Raw genomic sequence first — 13,264 nt, 5'->3', positions numbered from 1 at the left:
GTAAAGGTTTTTATACGGAAATTAAAAAAATAAAGTAAGTCCCAACAAAATAGACAACATACGATTTTTACTTTCTGCCGAAAAATAAAAATCGGGATTGGGAAGTGTGTAAGGCGTATATACGCTTCGGTAGCTTGTATATGTAACTGCCAAATCTATGGCTGAATTCTGAGAAAGTATGCCCACGCCACCTGTATAGCTCATAATATTTCGGTTCAAATCATCAAGTTTTACCTTGTAAGGGTCTTGGAAATATGCAAGTCCTAGCCTTCCACGAAATATGCCTGAACGTCCTTCCAAGCCAGCTCGCAAATTAAGGGTTGTTTTGTATAAATTCTTGATAGTTCGGTTATCGGCATCTAAGCTAAATCCTTGTACATCTGTACTAAGATTCATATTGCCATAGGTTACCCATTCCGCTTCGGCAGTGAAAAAGCCAAATTTTTTGAATTGTACCAAAATACCTGTATTCAAACGCCAAGGGGCAACAAAAGAATAATCTAACTGACTTTGCAACATTCGGGCATTAGCAGGCTGAAAAGTAGAACCTGCAAAAGTGGCTGTCATTTCGTTATCATCTATTTCAGTAAGCAAGTAAGCCGTAGGAGATTGCACCGAGCCTCCTATTCTCAACATTTCCACAGGACGATAAATAAATCCAAAATTAAAATTCACTCCTCCTCCTGTTACGCTGCGTTGGTTGGTAAGGCTAAAAGATTGTAATTCATTTACTGTGGCTTGACGCGTAAGGTTCTCTTCATAATTGCTTGAAAGTTTGTAACGAATACTTCCTATACCCAAACCAGCACCCAAATAAAATTTATCATTCAAACTTACTCCATAAGAAATATTTATCATTGTTTCGCCTCCACGCACCCGATAGCTCTCTCTCTGACGAATTGGAGCAACCAGATTATCATTGACATCTCTAAATTCGGTATAATACGAAGTACTATCATTTACAAAAGGGTTGATAACGAAAGTCGCATAAGCCAGCGAAGCTAAATCATAGATTTCTCCTGTTGCGGCTTCCTGCTCAAATACCCTTGCGTCAATGCCATCAGCCAAGAATGTAAATCTATCAGCCATTGTGCTACGCGTATTAGTGCCTTCGTACTCAAAGCGTTTTTGATAGTTGTTGCTACGCGTAATAGAAACTGCTATACTGCCACTACTGGCTATACTACTTCTGCGACTCTCTTCATTGGTAGCCAAAGGGGAAATCCAACCAAAGTGATTAAGTTTAAGAAAGCTGTAGCTATCATCGGTGGTTTTATTGATGTAGTCGGTACTTGCAGAAAAATTGTTCATTCCCAAACCTAAAGTCATTTGCCCACGTTTGGCAAGTCCTAAGCCCGCAGGGTTTAGAATACAAGAGTATAAATCTGCTCCCATAGTAACTCCTGTCCCTCCTAAGGCTTGGGTTCGTGCTGTTCCCATTGGCATAGTATTTTGGGAAAAAATAAGAGCATCGTTGTAATAGCCCACTGCTCGGGGTTCTATTTGAGCGTAAGCCGTTGAAAAAATCAGAAAGATGAAAACAAATGCAGTCGGCTTTTTCATTTTGAAGGGTTTTTTATGATTTTAACGAAAAAACAAAGTTTTTTGTTCAAATATAGCACTTTTAGTGCCATTATGCTTTTGGGTAGGGTAAAAATTTCAAAAAAATCCTTTCAAAATCCCCTAAAAGTCTGAAAATAGTTTTAATTTGCGTGCCAAATGTTGGACTTAAAAAATAAACAAGTATGCAAGAACTCACACCTATAACGGTAGCCTATGGCGATGGTATCGGTCCTGAAATTATGGACGCCACCTTACGAATTATTATGGCGGCAGGTGCAAAAATAAAAACCGAAGTCATTGAAATTGGTGAAAAAGTATATTTGCGTGGCAATTCGGCAGGTATTGATGATAGTGCTTGGGAATCGCTTCGCCGTACCAAAGTTTTCTTAAAAGCCCCTATTACTACTCCCCAAGGTGGCGGATTCAAGAGCTTGAACGTAACTACTCGTAAAATGCTTGGCTTATACGCCAATGTGCGTCCTTGTGTATCGTATGCTCCTTACGTAGATACCAAACACCCTGTAATGGACGTAGTAATTATTCGTGAAAATGAAGAAGATTTATATGCAGGTATTGAGCATCAGCAAACTCCCGAAGTAGTGCAGTGCTTGAAACTTATCACTCGCCCAGGTACCGAGAAAATTATCCGTTATGCTTTTGAGTATGCTCGTCAGTACGGCAGAAAAAAAGTTACTTGCTTTACCAAGGATAACATTATGAAGCAAACCGATGGGCTTTTTCATAAAGTTTTTGAAGAAATTGGTGCCGAATACCCCGAAATTGAAAAAGAACATTGGATTGTAGATATTGGTGCCGCCAAACTTGCCGACACACCCGAAGCCTTTGATGTAGTAGTGATGCCTAACTTGTATGGCGATATTCTTTCTGATGTTGCCGCTCAAATTGCAGGTTCGGTAGGGCTAGCAGGTTCGGCTAATATTGGCGAAGAGGTAGCTATGTTTGAGGCTATTCACGGCTCAGCTCCTCGCCGAGCAGGACAAAACCTTGCCAACCCTTCGGGATTGCTATTAGGGGCAGTACAAATGCTTGTGCATATCGGGCAAGGCGATATTGCTGAAAAAGTACATAATGCTTGGCTCAAAACCATTGAAGACGGTTTCCATACTTACGATATTTTCAAAGAAGGTGTAAGCACCCAAAAAGTAGGAACAAAAGAATTTGCCGATGCTGTTATTGAGCGTTTGGGTCAGAAACCTTCTAAACTCAAAGCCGTAGATTACTCTAATGCCAAAAAGACTATCCAAGTAAAATTAAAGCCTGCTCAGCCTGCCAAAATGGAAACTATTGGCGTAGATTTGTTCCTTTACTGCAACGATAGAAATGCAGAAAAACTTGGTAAAGCTATTGAACAAATCACTCATAATGGCTTACACCTTACAATGATAACCAACCGAGGCGTAAAAGTGTATCCTAATGGCTTGCCCGAAACTTTCTGCACCGACCACTGGCGTTGTCGTTTCAAAGGCAATGGTTCAGCAGTAGCGTATAGCGATATTATTGAGTTGCAACGCAAAGTTACCGAGGCAGGTTATCAGATTATCAAAACTGAAAATCTCTGCACCATAGACGGCGTTGATGCCTTCTCCGCAGGACAAGGTGCTTAATAAAAAACTTCCCAAAAGCTAAAACTTTTGGGAAGTCTGTTTTTGTTCTTTTACAAAAACAAATTTTATCAATGAAAAATAGCAAAATACATAAAAATTTTCAGCTAAATCTATTTGAGGAGTTTAGTTCCAATACTCAAAAGAATTCCTCTCAATTGCTTATTGATGACATTTTACAGAACTCTCACTATACCCGAAAAACTTTATTTTTGAATAGTTTGAAAACTTCCAAAGGCTACAAAAGATATTTGGGTAGTCCTTTGAGGTATGGCGGAGGAAAGTCTTTGGCAGTAGGTAGTATATTAGAATATATCCCCGATAACATAGAAAGGGTAGTAAGCCCTTTCATTGGTGGTGGGAGCGTAGAAATTGCTCTTGCAAAAGAATTAGGAATTGAAGTAATTGCTTATGATATTTTTGAATTGCTCGTAAATTATTGGCAAGTACAAATTAAATATCCCCAAGAGTTATACGAAAAGCTATCCCAGATGTCAAATACAAAAGAAGAGTATGAACGCATTAAGAATTTATTGAAGGCAATCTGGAACAAAAAAGATGGTTTGTTGCCTAATAATTATACCGAATTGGAATTAGCTACGTTTTACTATTTCAATCATAATTTGAGCTATGGACCTGGATTTTTAGGCTGGATGTCCTCTATCTATACAGATAAAAGTAGATATGAAGCTATGCTTGAAAAGGTTAAGAATTTCAACGTTCCTAAATTACAAGTTTATAGAGAAAGTTTTGAAACAAGTATTCTCAAGCACAAAAAAGATTTTTTGTATTTAGATCCACCGTATTTTTTAGAAGGTGATAGTAAAATGTTCAAAGGTATATACCCAATGCGGAATTTTCCTATTCACCACAACGGATTCAGGCACGATTTGCTTGCTGAATTATTGAAAAAGCATCAAGGAGGTTTTGTGCTGTCTTACAATGATTGCTCTTGGATTAGAGAAACCTATAAAGATTTTCAGATTGTTGAAATTGCTTGGCAATATACTATGGGGCAAGGTGAAACCCGAATAGGTAAAAATAGAAAAACAAGGGATTTTGATAACAACAACATAAAAACCTCTCACGAACTTCTCATAATTGGGAAATAGCTATGCTCATAAAAGATGTAAAAACTGCTTTCAAAATTGCAGATGTAGAGTATGTTCCAAATTCAACAAAACTAAATTTCAAATATTTGAAAGATTTGCGAGATGAGAATGGTAATCCTCTACCCAAAGATATTCTCACAAAAAACTATTCAAGAGTTTATCTGATTGTAGTAGATGGAGAAATAAAGAAAATAGGAGCTTCACAAGATAAAGGTGGAATGAAAGGAACGCTCAACATATACAAAGATGGGGGTGTAAAAGGCAGACCAAGCATAAGAAGTTTGGGAATTTGGTATTTTTTGTATCATTCCATTTTGCAAGGCAAAAAGATAGAGTTTTATATGATTTATCACCCCGATTTTGAAGCAGAAGTAAAAGGTTTATTGGGGACACACAAAGTGAATAATGCCAGTTTAAGTTGTAAGTTGATAGAGGAATGTTGTATAAAAGACTTTTTATCAGTAGAAGGAAAATTTCCTGACTGGAACGTACAAGAGCAAGGTATGGACTGGCCTGAAGATGTTAAAAAGGAACATTCAGATATTACAAGCCAAAGTTTGAATAACAAATCAAAAAGACAAAAAATTAAGTTATGATAACTATCTTTTCAAAGCCTGCCACATTACTTCTGCCAAGTGGTAGGCTTTTTTGCCTGTGCCGTCTTTGATTTGATGTCGGCAGCTGGTGCCACTCGCAACAATTATCGTAGCATTATCGGCTTTTCTGACTTCGGGAAAAAGTACCAACTCACCAATTTTCATAGATACCTCATAATGTTCTTTTTCATACCCGAAGCTACCTGCCATTCCGCAACAACCACTACGTATCAGGTGCATTTGGTAGTTTTGGGGTAAGGAAAGCACTTTTTTCGTATGAACTAAACTGGAAAGTGCTTTTTGATGACAATGCCCGTGCAATTTTAGAATTTTAGGCTCATCGGTGAATTGTTCGGCTCGGATATTGCCTTTATCTATTTCTTTTGCCAAAAATTCGTCAAGCAGAAAGGTATTTTGAGCGATTTTTTGGGCTTCAGGCAACAGATTTTTATCCACCAAATCCAAATATTCATCTCTGAAACTCAAAATTGCCGAAGGCTCAATGCCTACCAAAGGCACATTTTCGGAAACTAAATCTTTGAAAATACACACATTCGCTTCTGCAATTTCTTTTGCTTTTCGCAAAAGACCTTTTGAAAGATAAGTTCTGCCACTTTCTTTGCTGATAGGCATTTTCACTTCATAACCCAAAGCCTCTAATAGCTCTATCGTTTTTATGCCTACTTCTACATCATTGTAATTGGTAAATTCATCACAAAATACAATAACAGCCCCAATGGTTTTGTTACTTATGGCTTTTTGCTTGTTTCTATGCTTATCAAACCACTCTCGCAGAGTAAATGTATGCAAAGTGGGCAAAGAGCGTTCCAAAGCGAAACCTGCTATTTTTTTGAAAATTTTAGACGTGAAAGAATTGGTTACTAAAAAATTGTAGAGTTTTGGAAATTTAGAAGCCCAATGTGTACTTTTGGTAAAATTGCCAATAAGTTTGGTACGAAAAGGAATACCCTTGGCGTCATAGTAATTCTGCAAAAATTCGGCTTTCATTTTACCTACATCAACATTGGACGGACACTCGGCTTTGCAACCCTTACAGCTCAAACATAAATCCATCACCTCCTTGATTTGCTCACTATCAAAGGGATTGGCTTTGGGGGAATGTGTAAGAATTTCTCTTAAAATATTTGCCCTTGCTCGGGTAGTGTCTTTTTCGTTGCGTGTAGCCATATAACTCGGACACATCGTACCCCCTGTAATTTCAGTTTTTCGGCAATCTCCTGAACCATTGCACTTTTCAGCAAGCCGCAAGATGCCTTGGTCTTTTTCAAAACTAAAAATTGTAGGAATTTCACGAGTTTTTTGCCCTGCTTCATACCGCAAATCGGTGTCCATTGGTAAAGTATCAACAATTTTATTAGGGTTGAGGATATTTTCAGGGTCAAAAATTCGTTTTACTTCACGAAATAGCTCATAACACTGCTCTCCTACCATCATTTTGATAAATTCGCCCCTTACTCGCCCATCGCCGTGTTCGCCTGAAAGCGAACCATTATACTTTTTCACCAATTCGGCTGTTTCTTGGGCAATAGCACGAAAAACTTTTCTATCTTCTGTATCTTTCAAATTCAAAATAGGTCGCAAGTGCAATTCGCCTGTGCCTGCGTGTGCGTAATGCACTGAATACTTACCATATTTTTTCAGTATTTCGTTAAATTCCCTAATATATTCAGGCAAGTCTTGCACATCTACGGCGGTATCTTCTACAAAACAAACAGGTTTGGCATCTCCTGCAAGGTTAGAAAGAAGCCCCAAACCTGCATTACGCAAAGCCCAAACCTTAGCAATATCTTCACCTTGCACCACAGGAAAATGATAGCCTAAATTTTCTTTCTGTAAATGGGCTATCATTGCCGAAATTTTGCTCTGCAATTCACTTTCATCTTTCCCAAATAACTCTACGGCAAGAATAGCTTGCGGGTCGCCTTGTACAAAAAAACGATTTTGTTGTTGTTGCAAATTGGTTTTGGTACATTCTAAAATGTAGTGGTCAATAAGTTCGGAAGCCGAAGGGTTGTACTGCACTGCTACCAAATTAGCTCGTAAGGCTTCATCAATGCTATGCGTATGTACGCACACAAGAGCCTTATGGGCAGGAGGTAAATCTACCAAATGCAGTTTTATTTCTGTTACTATCATCAACGTACCTTCCGAGCCACAAATGAGTTTAGCGATATTGAAAGGTTCTTGACTTTCAGGATTAAACAGAGAGCTTTTCAGTAAAATATCCAAAGCATACCCTGTATTTCGGCGAGGAATAGAGGCTTTGGGGAAATTTTCACGAATAATAGTTTGATTTTTAGGATTTTGAAGAAGTTGAACAAGCTGTGAAACCTCACCCCCTACCCCATTCTCCAAAGGGGAATTAGAAAAGGCGTTGAAAACAACTTCTTTGCCGCTGGCGAGTAAGCCTTTTACTTCTAAAACGTGTTCGCGAGTGCTTCCATAGATAATAGAATTTGAACCACAAGAATTGTTGCCAACCATTCCGCCAATCATTGCACGTGTTTGCGTGGCAGTTTCGGGGGCAAAAAATAGTCCGTAAGGCTTCAAATAGGCATTCAAATCGTTGCGAATAACCCCTGGCTCCACTCTGCACCACTTTTCTTGCTCATTCACTTCCAAAATTTTTGTAAAATAACGGCTCATATCCAACACTATGCCCGTTCCCACAACTTGCCCCGCCAGCGAAGTACCCGCCGTACGAGGAATAAGCGAAGTCTTATGCTTTCGGGCAAAAGCCAAAAGTTTTTTCAAATCTTCTGTATTCTTGGGATAGGCAACAGCCAAAGGAATTTGACGATACACAGAAGCATCGGTAGCATAGAGCCGCCGCATTGTATCGTCAAAGAAAAAATCTCCTGAAAGTTCGTTTTGAAGTTTTTGAAGTTCAATTTCAGAAATATTGAGGCGAAACATAGCTTGGGTTCAAAAAAGTTCATAAAAAAACTTCCCGAAAGTTACGAAATTCGGGAAGTTTGGCGAAACATTTCAAAAGAGATTTTTTACAAACCAAAAGCGTAGAAGAATGTGCCGTCAATATCTTCATAAACGCCTTCCAACATCACACCGCCTTCGGCTTTTTCAAGGGCTTTCTCAAGTTCTTTGAGTGTTTTGATAGGCTTTTTATCTACTTTGGTAATGATGAAGCCTTCACGCATATTGGTATTTCGGCGAAGTTTGCCATTACCGAGTTCTTTCACTCTTACACCACCTTGTACGCCCAATTTTTTAGCTGTTTTATCATCAAGACTTTCCAATTTTGCTCCCAAAAGGCTTTGCAAATCTTTGCTATCAGATTTGGCTACTTTTTCGGTTTTGCCCTCTTGGTTGCGAAGCACCACTTTGAACTCTCTTTCTTTACCTTCTCTATTCACTTTCACCTTTATCTCATCGCCAGGGCGTTTTCTACCAATAATTTCCTGAACTTCGGAAACATTGTTAGTCTTTTTGCCGTCAACTTCCAAAATCACATCATTTTCTTTAATACCTGCTTTTTCGGCGGCTGAATTTTCCATCACTTTGGCAACCAAAGCTCCATTGGTTACAGAAAGTTCTTTTTCTTTGGCAATTTTACCATCAACATTTTGCAACTGCACCCCCAAAAAGCCTCTTTGTACTACGCCATACTGCAAAATATCTTCTACTACTTTGGCAACCAAGTTAGAAGGCACTGCAAAACCATATCCCGAATACGCTCCCGTAGGGCTGGCAATGGCTGTATTGATACCAATCAAATCGCCGTTCAAATTTACCAAAGCACCACCACTATTGCCCGGATTGATAGCGGCATCGGTTTGTATAAAGGCTTCAATAGCAAAGTTTTCACGAACAATGTTGATGTTGCGAGCCTTAGCACTTACAATACCTGCTGTTACGGTAGAGTTCAAATTGAAAGGATTGCCCACAGCAAGCACCCATTCGCCTACTTTTACATTATCAGAGTTGTAAAATTTGAGATATGGTAAATTTTCTGCTTTGATTTTGATAACCGCAAGGTCAGTGGTAGGGTCTGTACCTATTACGGTAGCCTTGAAAGTTCTGCCATCGGTAAGGCTTACTTCCAATTCATCGGCATCTTTAATAACGTGATTGTTGGTTACGATATGTCCTTGTGCATCAATAATTACTCCCGAACCAGTACCTACGCGTGGCATAGGTTTGCGTTGATAGGGACGTTGATTATCAAAAAAAGGGTCATTGAAAAAGAACTCAAACATATCCATTTCTCGGCTGCTGGTGCTATTTAAGCTCGTAGATTTGATATGCACCACCGCACCTGTTACTTTTTCAGCAGTAGCCGTAAAATCAATGGGAATAAGATTTCCTTCTGCATCTTTGGTATAAATAGCAGAACGAGCATAGTTTCCATCTACGGTTTCAATTTTGGTAACCGCAGGTTTTTCAAAAACTTTCACAATTCCTGCTGAAATGCCACCGCCCAAAAGAGCCGCAAGCAACAATTTCTTAAAATCTTTCATAGCAATAATATTTTGGTTTTTACACAAAAACGCTGAAAAAAGGGTTTTATTGTTAGCAAAAAAGCCTTTTCAAAATTAGTGCCAATCTTGAATACAGCTATTAGATGATTAGAACTTGGGCATTAAACATTTACGAGTTTAGACTTTTTGTCAGTTTGCAAGTGGTTCAATTTGCAATTTTTCTGCCAAAATGTTCAAATCAGCGACTACACTTGGCATAAGGGGAATCCCACTTTGTAATCTTTCTGTTTCGGTTTCTCTTTCAATATCACCGGGAATAAGTACCTTTTTGCCTTCTACGGCTTTGGCATTCCGAAAAGCCTTTATCCAAATATCCATATTGCTCAGAAATTCTTCTGCGGGGCGAAACGCATCAATACGTATAGCTCCCAAAAAATGTCCTATGCCTTTGCCTACGGGATTGGTGGGTAAAGGCAAATAGCTAACAAAAGGCGGCACCCAAGAAGCATAATTTGCCCCCGAAAAAACTCCCGAAAAAATATCTACCAAAGCACCCAAGCAATAACCCTTGTGGCTTCCGTGTTCGTAATCGCTACCCAGAGGCAGTAAAGCTCCTCCTTTCTTGCGTGCTTGTGTGTCGGTGGTGATGTTGCCCTCCGCATCTTGCAACCAGCCCCAAGGAGCATTTTCGCCTTTGCGTTCCAAGATTTCAAGTTTGCCATTGGCGGCAGTAGTGGTGGCGAAATCTGCTACGAAAGGAGGCTCATTTTGGGCAGGGATAGCTACGGCTATCGGGTTGGTGCCTAAAAGCCTATCTACTGAAAAAGTAGGTGCTACCAAAGGGCTGGCATTGGTGAGGGCAATACCTATCATATTTTTCTGTAAAGCCAGCATTGCGTGGTAGCCCGCAATACCAAAATGATTAGAATTTTGCACAGCTACCCAACCTGTGCCATATATTTCTGCTTTTTGCATTGCTATTTCCATCGCTTTGGGGGCAACTACCAAACCCACACCACTATCGCCATCAAGGGTGGCAGTAGTGAGCGTTTCGTAAATGATTTTCATTTGCGGTTGTGGGTTCAATCTTTTGGCTTCCCACAGCCTTACATAGCCCGAAAGGCGAGCTATGCCGTGAGAATCTACTCCTCGCAAATCTGCTTTGAGCAGAGCTTCAGTAGCCAATAGAGCCTCTTTTTCCGAAAATCCTATTCTTATGAAAACACTTTGGGCAAACTGAAACAAGGTTTCGTATGAGAAAACGTGCATAAATTTGAAGTCCTTTTTTGAACAAATTACTGCACAAAAATCATAATTTTTGTAATTCTTATGCGAAAATTTAAGAAATTTTGAAACATCAATTTGTTTTCGCTAACAATTCACCTAATTTTGGGCGAATTTTATGCAAAATAGGGAAAAAGGAAACAAGAAGCAGGAAACAGGATTTAGAATATTGGATATTTAGTTTGATTTTTTGCAACAATTCTGTATCAGTATAATACATAGCCTAATGAAATCGGTACAAGAAATTTTCAAAAGTTTTGAAGACCTCCGTGTGCTTGTCATTGGAGATGTGATGATAGACTCGTACTTGTGGGGTAGTGTAACCCGCATTTCTCCCGAGGCTCCTGTACCTATTCTCAATGTACAACGCCGTGAGCAACGCTTGGGAGGAGCGGCAAATGTAGCTTTGAATCTGCAATCTTTGGGAGCAAAGCCTATTTTATGCTCAGTAATTGGCAGCGATAGCGAAGCTGATAAATTTTTGCGTCTGCTTGAAATTTGTGGGCTTTCTGCCGAAGGTATTACCCAAAGTATGCACCGCATTACCACCGTCAAGCACCGAATTTTAGCCGCTTCCCAACATCTATTGCGAATAGACTCGGAAATGGATAAGCCTATTGATGAGGAGGAAGAAGAAGTTTTGTGGCAAAAAATTCAAACACTTTTGCCTCAAACGCAGGCTGTTATTTTTGAAGACTACGATAAAGGCGTGATTACCCCCAAACTTATTGAAAAAACCATACAGCTCGCCCGAAAATTTCATATCCCAACCATTATTGACCCCAAAAAGCGTAATTTTGATTACTACATACACTCTACCCTTTTCAAACCCAATCTAAAAGAACTAAAAGAGGGATTGAAATTAGATTTTGAAAACAATAACCTTGAAGCTATCAAAGAAGCCGTAAAAATTTTACAGCAAAAACTTGCCGCCAAATACATAATGACTACCCTTTCGGAAAAAGGAGTGCTTATCTACGCAGAAAATGAAATGCACCATATTCCCGCACATATACGCAATATTGCAGATGTTTCGGGAGCAGGCGATACGGTAGTAAGCGTAGCGGCTTTGTGTGTGGCTTTGCAATTGCCCGCCAAAATCATTGCCGAACTTTCCAATTTAGCAGGTGGCATTGTTTGCGAGTATCAGGGGGTTGTACCTATTCCCAAAGAAAGATTACTTGCCGAAGCTATGAAGATAATGGATTAAGTTGCTAAAAAATCAAGCCTTGCATAGCATTTTGATTTGCTTTTTGTATATTTGCCCAAAACTAAAACATTTGCAATATGGAAGACGAAATTAAAATGTATCTGGACGAAGCCCAAGAAATGATGAAGAAAGCCGTATCCCATACGCAAAGCGAGCTTGCCAAAATAAGAGCGGGGAAAGCTATGCCCAGTATGCTTGACGGCATTTTGGTTGAATACTACGGCGTAAATATGCCCATCAACCAAGTAGCAACTATCAACACCCCCGATGCCCGAACCCTCACGATTCGTCCTTTTGAAAAAGGCTCTATTGGTGCGATTGAAAAAGCTATTAAAGATAGCGATTTGGGTATCAATCCGCAAAATAATGGCGAAATGATTATCTTAAACATTCCCCCCCTTACCGAAGAACGCCGCAAACAGCTTGTCAAGCAAGTAAAGCACGAAATAGAAAATGGCAAAATCAGCGTGCGTAATGCCCGCAAAGAAATCAATGAGGCTTTACGCAAATTACAAAAGGAAGGAGCCGCCGAAGATGCTATCAAAAAAGCCGAAGATAGCGTACAAAAATATACCGATAGCTATATTCACAAATTAGATGAAATAATGACCGCCAAAGAAGCCGAAATAATGAAAGTATAAAAAAGCCGAGTTTAGCTCGGCTTTTTGATTTAGTTTTGCTTTGGTTTGTCAGAGGTAGAAGTTTCTTGTGTTTTTTTCTTTTTGCTGGGACGAGTTTTGCCATAAGTCCCACGCCAAATTTTACCTCTGCGGGTTCTGATGTCGCCTTTTCCCATACATTTTAAGTTTTAAGGCTTCAAAATTATGAAATTTTCAGGAAAATTTGACAAAAATCTCAGTTTTTTTGTTTGAGCAAATCTCTAATTTCTGTAAGCAACACTTCTTGGGCTGAAGGCGGAGCAGGCTCTTCTGCCTTTTTCTTTTTGAGAGCATTTACAGCTTTTACAACCAAAAACATCACAAAAGCCACAATGATAAAATCAATCGTTACGGTGATAAATTCGCCATATTTGATGGAAACTTCTGCCGATACTTCTTTCCCATTTTCCACAACAGCATTTTTGAGGACAATTTTCCAGTCTTTTAGGTCTTTCCCCTGCAACATACCCACCAGCGGCATTACCATACCTTGAATAAAAGCCGTAGTTACTTTGGTAAAGGCGGCTCCCATTACAAAACCCACGGCAAGGTCAATGAGATTGCCTTTGATTGCAAATTCTTTGAATTCTTTGAACATATACGTGATATTTTGACTATGAAGTTGTTTAGGATTGAAAAAGATTTCCAATGAAAGTTGTATATTTAGGTGCTGAAACTAAAATATTACTTTTCATGGAAATCTTAAGCAAAGATAATATAAAAAGGTATATAATACCACATTTACAAGTAGGAAGTTT

The 13,264-nt window shown here is 39.2% G+C and carries 11 protein-coding genes; 5 read left to right on the top strand and 6 right to left on the bottom strand.

Translation table 11 applies throughout. From position 1 onward, the window contains the following. Positions 1–21: 21 nt before the first annotated feature. A complete protein-coding gene (locus ACWITO_RS13725) occupies positions 22–1,563 on the bottom strand; it encodes a hypothetical protein (protein ID WP_448530561.1) in 1,542 nt (513 codons plus the stop codon). A 182-nt stretch (positions 1,564–1,745) separates the two neighbouring features. On the opposite strand from ACWITO_RS13725, the gene ACWITO_RS13720 reads away from it, so the two are divergent. From ACWITO_RS13720 to ACWITO_RS13710, 3 genes are all read left to right on the top strand, one after another. Next, on the top strand, positions 1,746–3,188 hold the full coding sequence (locus ACWITO_RS13720; RefSeq protein ID WP_448530560.1) for an NADP-dependent isocitrate dehydrogenase: 1,443 nt from the start codon (positions 1,746–1,748) through the stop codon (positions 3,186–3,188). A 71-nt stretch (positions 3,189–3,259) separates the two neighbouring features. Further along, the gene (locus tag ACWITO_RS13715) at positions 3,260–4,297 is read left to right on the top strand and encodes a DNA adenine methylase (protein WP_448530559.1); all 1,038 of its coding nucleotides are present in this window, start codon (positions 3,260–3,262) and stop codon (positions 4,295–4,297) included. A 2-nt stretch (positions 4,298–4,299) separates the two neighbouring features. After that, a complete protein-coding gene (locus ACWITO_RS13710) occupies positions 4,300–4,893 on the top strand; it encodes a hypothetical protein (RefSeq protein WP_448530558.1) in 594 nt (197 codons plus the stop codon). Positions 4,894–4,896: 3 nt separating this feature from the next. Here ACWITO_RS13710 and ACWITO_RS13705 read toward each other — a convergent pair whose 3' ends face one another. The 3 genes from ACWITO_RS13705 to ACWITO_RS13695 all read right to left on the bottom strand — a co-directional run bounded on the left by ACWITO_RS13705 (position 4,897) and on the right by ACWITO_RS13695 (position 10,622). After that, positions 4,897–7,830, bottom strand: a complete 2,934-nt coding sequence (locus tag ACWITO_RS13705; protein ID WP_448530557.1) for an FAD-binding and (Fe-S)-binding domain-containing protein — start codon at positions 7,828–7,830, stop codon at positions 4,897–4,899. An 86-nt stretch (positions 7,831–7,916) separates the two neighbouring features. Beyond that, positions 7,917–9,392: a Do family serine endopeptidase gene (locus ACWITO_RS13700; RefSeq protein WP_448530556.1), complete on the bottom strand. Its 1,476-nt coding sequence runs from the start codon at positions 9,390–9,392 to the stop codon at positions 7,917–7,919. 150 nt (positions 9,393–9,542) lie between these two features. Beyond that, complete coding sequence (locus ACWITO_RS13695; RefSeq protein WP_448530555.1) at positions 9,543–10,622, bottom strand: Ldh family oxidoreductase; 1,080 nt, start codon at positions 10,620–10,622, stop codon at positions 9,543–9,545. A 241-nt stretch (positions 10,623–10,863) separates the two neighbouring features. Here ACWITO_RS13695 and ACWITO_RS13690 point away from each other — a divergent pair, with 241 nt between their 5' ends. Both ACWITO_RS13690 and frr read left to right on the top strand, forming a co-directional pair. Continuing rightward, the gene (locus ACWITO_RS13690) at positions 10,864–11,847 is read left to right on the top strand and encodes a bifunctional heptose 7-phosphate kinase/heptose 1-phosphate adenyltransferase (RefSeq protein ID WP_448530554.1); all 984 of its coding nucleotides are present in this window, start codon (positions 10,864–10,866) and stop codon (positions 11,845–11,847) included. A gap of 77 nt (positions 11,848–11,924) precedes the next feature. After that, positions 11,925–12,488 (top strand): ribosome recycling factor, encoded by a 564-nt coding sequence (frr, locus tag ACWITO_RS13685; RefSeq protein WP_448530553.1) that lies wholly within the window; start codon positions 11,925–11,927, stop codon positions 12,486–12,488. 29 nt (positions 12,489–12,517) lie between these two features. On the opposite strand, the gene ACWITO_RS13680 is transcribed toward frr, so the two are convergent. Together ACWITO_RS13680 and mscL are read right to left on the bottom strand one after the other, a co-directional pair. After that, complete coding sequence (locus tag ACWITO_RS13680; protein ID WP_448530552.1) at positions 12,518–12,643, bottom strand: 30S ribosomal protein THX; 126 nt, start codon at positions 12,641–12,643, stop codon at positions 12,518–12,520. A 59-nt stretch (positions 12,644–12,702) separates the two neighbouring features. Continuing rightward, positions 12,703–13,104, bottom strand: a complete 402-nt coding sequence (gene mscL / locus ACWITO_RS13675) for a large-conductance mechanosensitive channel protein MscL (RefSeq protein ID WP_448530551.1) — start codon at positions 13,102–13,104, stop codon at positions 12,703–12,705. Positions 13,105–13,264 lie beyond the last annotated feature (160 nt).

This window comes from Raineya sp. (assembly GCF_053497555.1).
Note: the sequence above shows the minus strand (reverse complement) of the source record. Positions and strands in the feature narration are given on the sequence as shown.

Excerpts from the sequence above, each read along its gene's own strand:
- ACWITO_RS13725 (WP_448530561.1), bottom strand. The coding sequence starts at position 1,563 with ATGAAAAAGCCGACTGCATTTGTTTTCATCTTTCTGATTTTTTCAACG.
- frr (WP_448530553.1), top strand. The coding sequence starts at position 11,925 with ATGGAAGACGAAATTAAAATGTATCTGGACGAAGCCCAAGAAATGATG.
- ACWITO_RS13715 (WP_448530559.1), top strand. The coding sequence starts at position 3,260 with ATGAAAAATAGCAAAATACATAAAAATTTTCAGCTAAATCTATTTGAG.
- ACWITO_RS13695 (WP_448530555.1), bottom strand. The coding sequence starts at position 10,622 with ATGCACGTTTTCTCATACGAAACCTTGTTTCAGTTTGCCCAAAGTGTT.
- ACWITO_RS13700 (WP_448530556.1), bottom strand. The coding sequence starts at position 9,392 with ATGAAAGATTTTAAGAAATTGTTGCTTGCGGCTCTTTTGGGCGGTGGC.
- ACWITO_RS13710 (WP_448530558.1), top strand. The coding sequence starts at position 4,300 with ATGCTCATAAAAGATGTAAAAACTGCTTTCAAAATTGCAGATGTAGAG.
- ACWITO_RS13680 (WP_448530552.1), bottom strand. The coding sequence starts at position 12,643 with ATGGGAAAAGGCGACATCAGAACCCGCAGAGGTAAAATTTGGCGTGGG.
- ACWITO_RS13705 (WP_448530557.1), bottom strand. The coding sequence starts at position 7,830 with ATGTTTCGCCTCAATATTTCTGAAATTGAACTTCAAAAACTTCAAAAC.
- ACWITO_RS13720 (WP_448530560.1), top strand. The coding sequence starts at position 1,746 with ATGCAAGAACTCACACCTATAACGGTAGCCTATGGCGATGGTATCGGT.
- ACWITO_RS13690 (WP_448530554.1), top strand. The coding sequence starts at position 10,864 with ATGAAATCGGTACAAGAAATTTTCAAAAGTTTTGAAGACCTCCGTGTG.
- mscL (WP_448530551.1), bottom strand. The coding sequence starts at position 13,104 with ATGTTCAAAGAATTCAAAGAATTTGCAATCAAAGGCAATCTCATTGAC.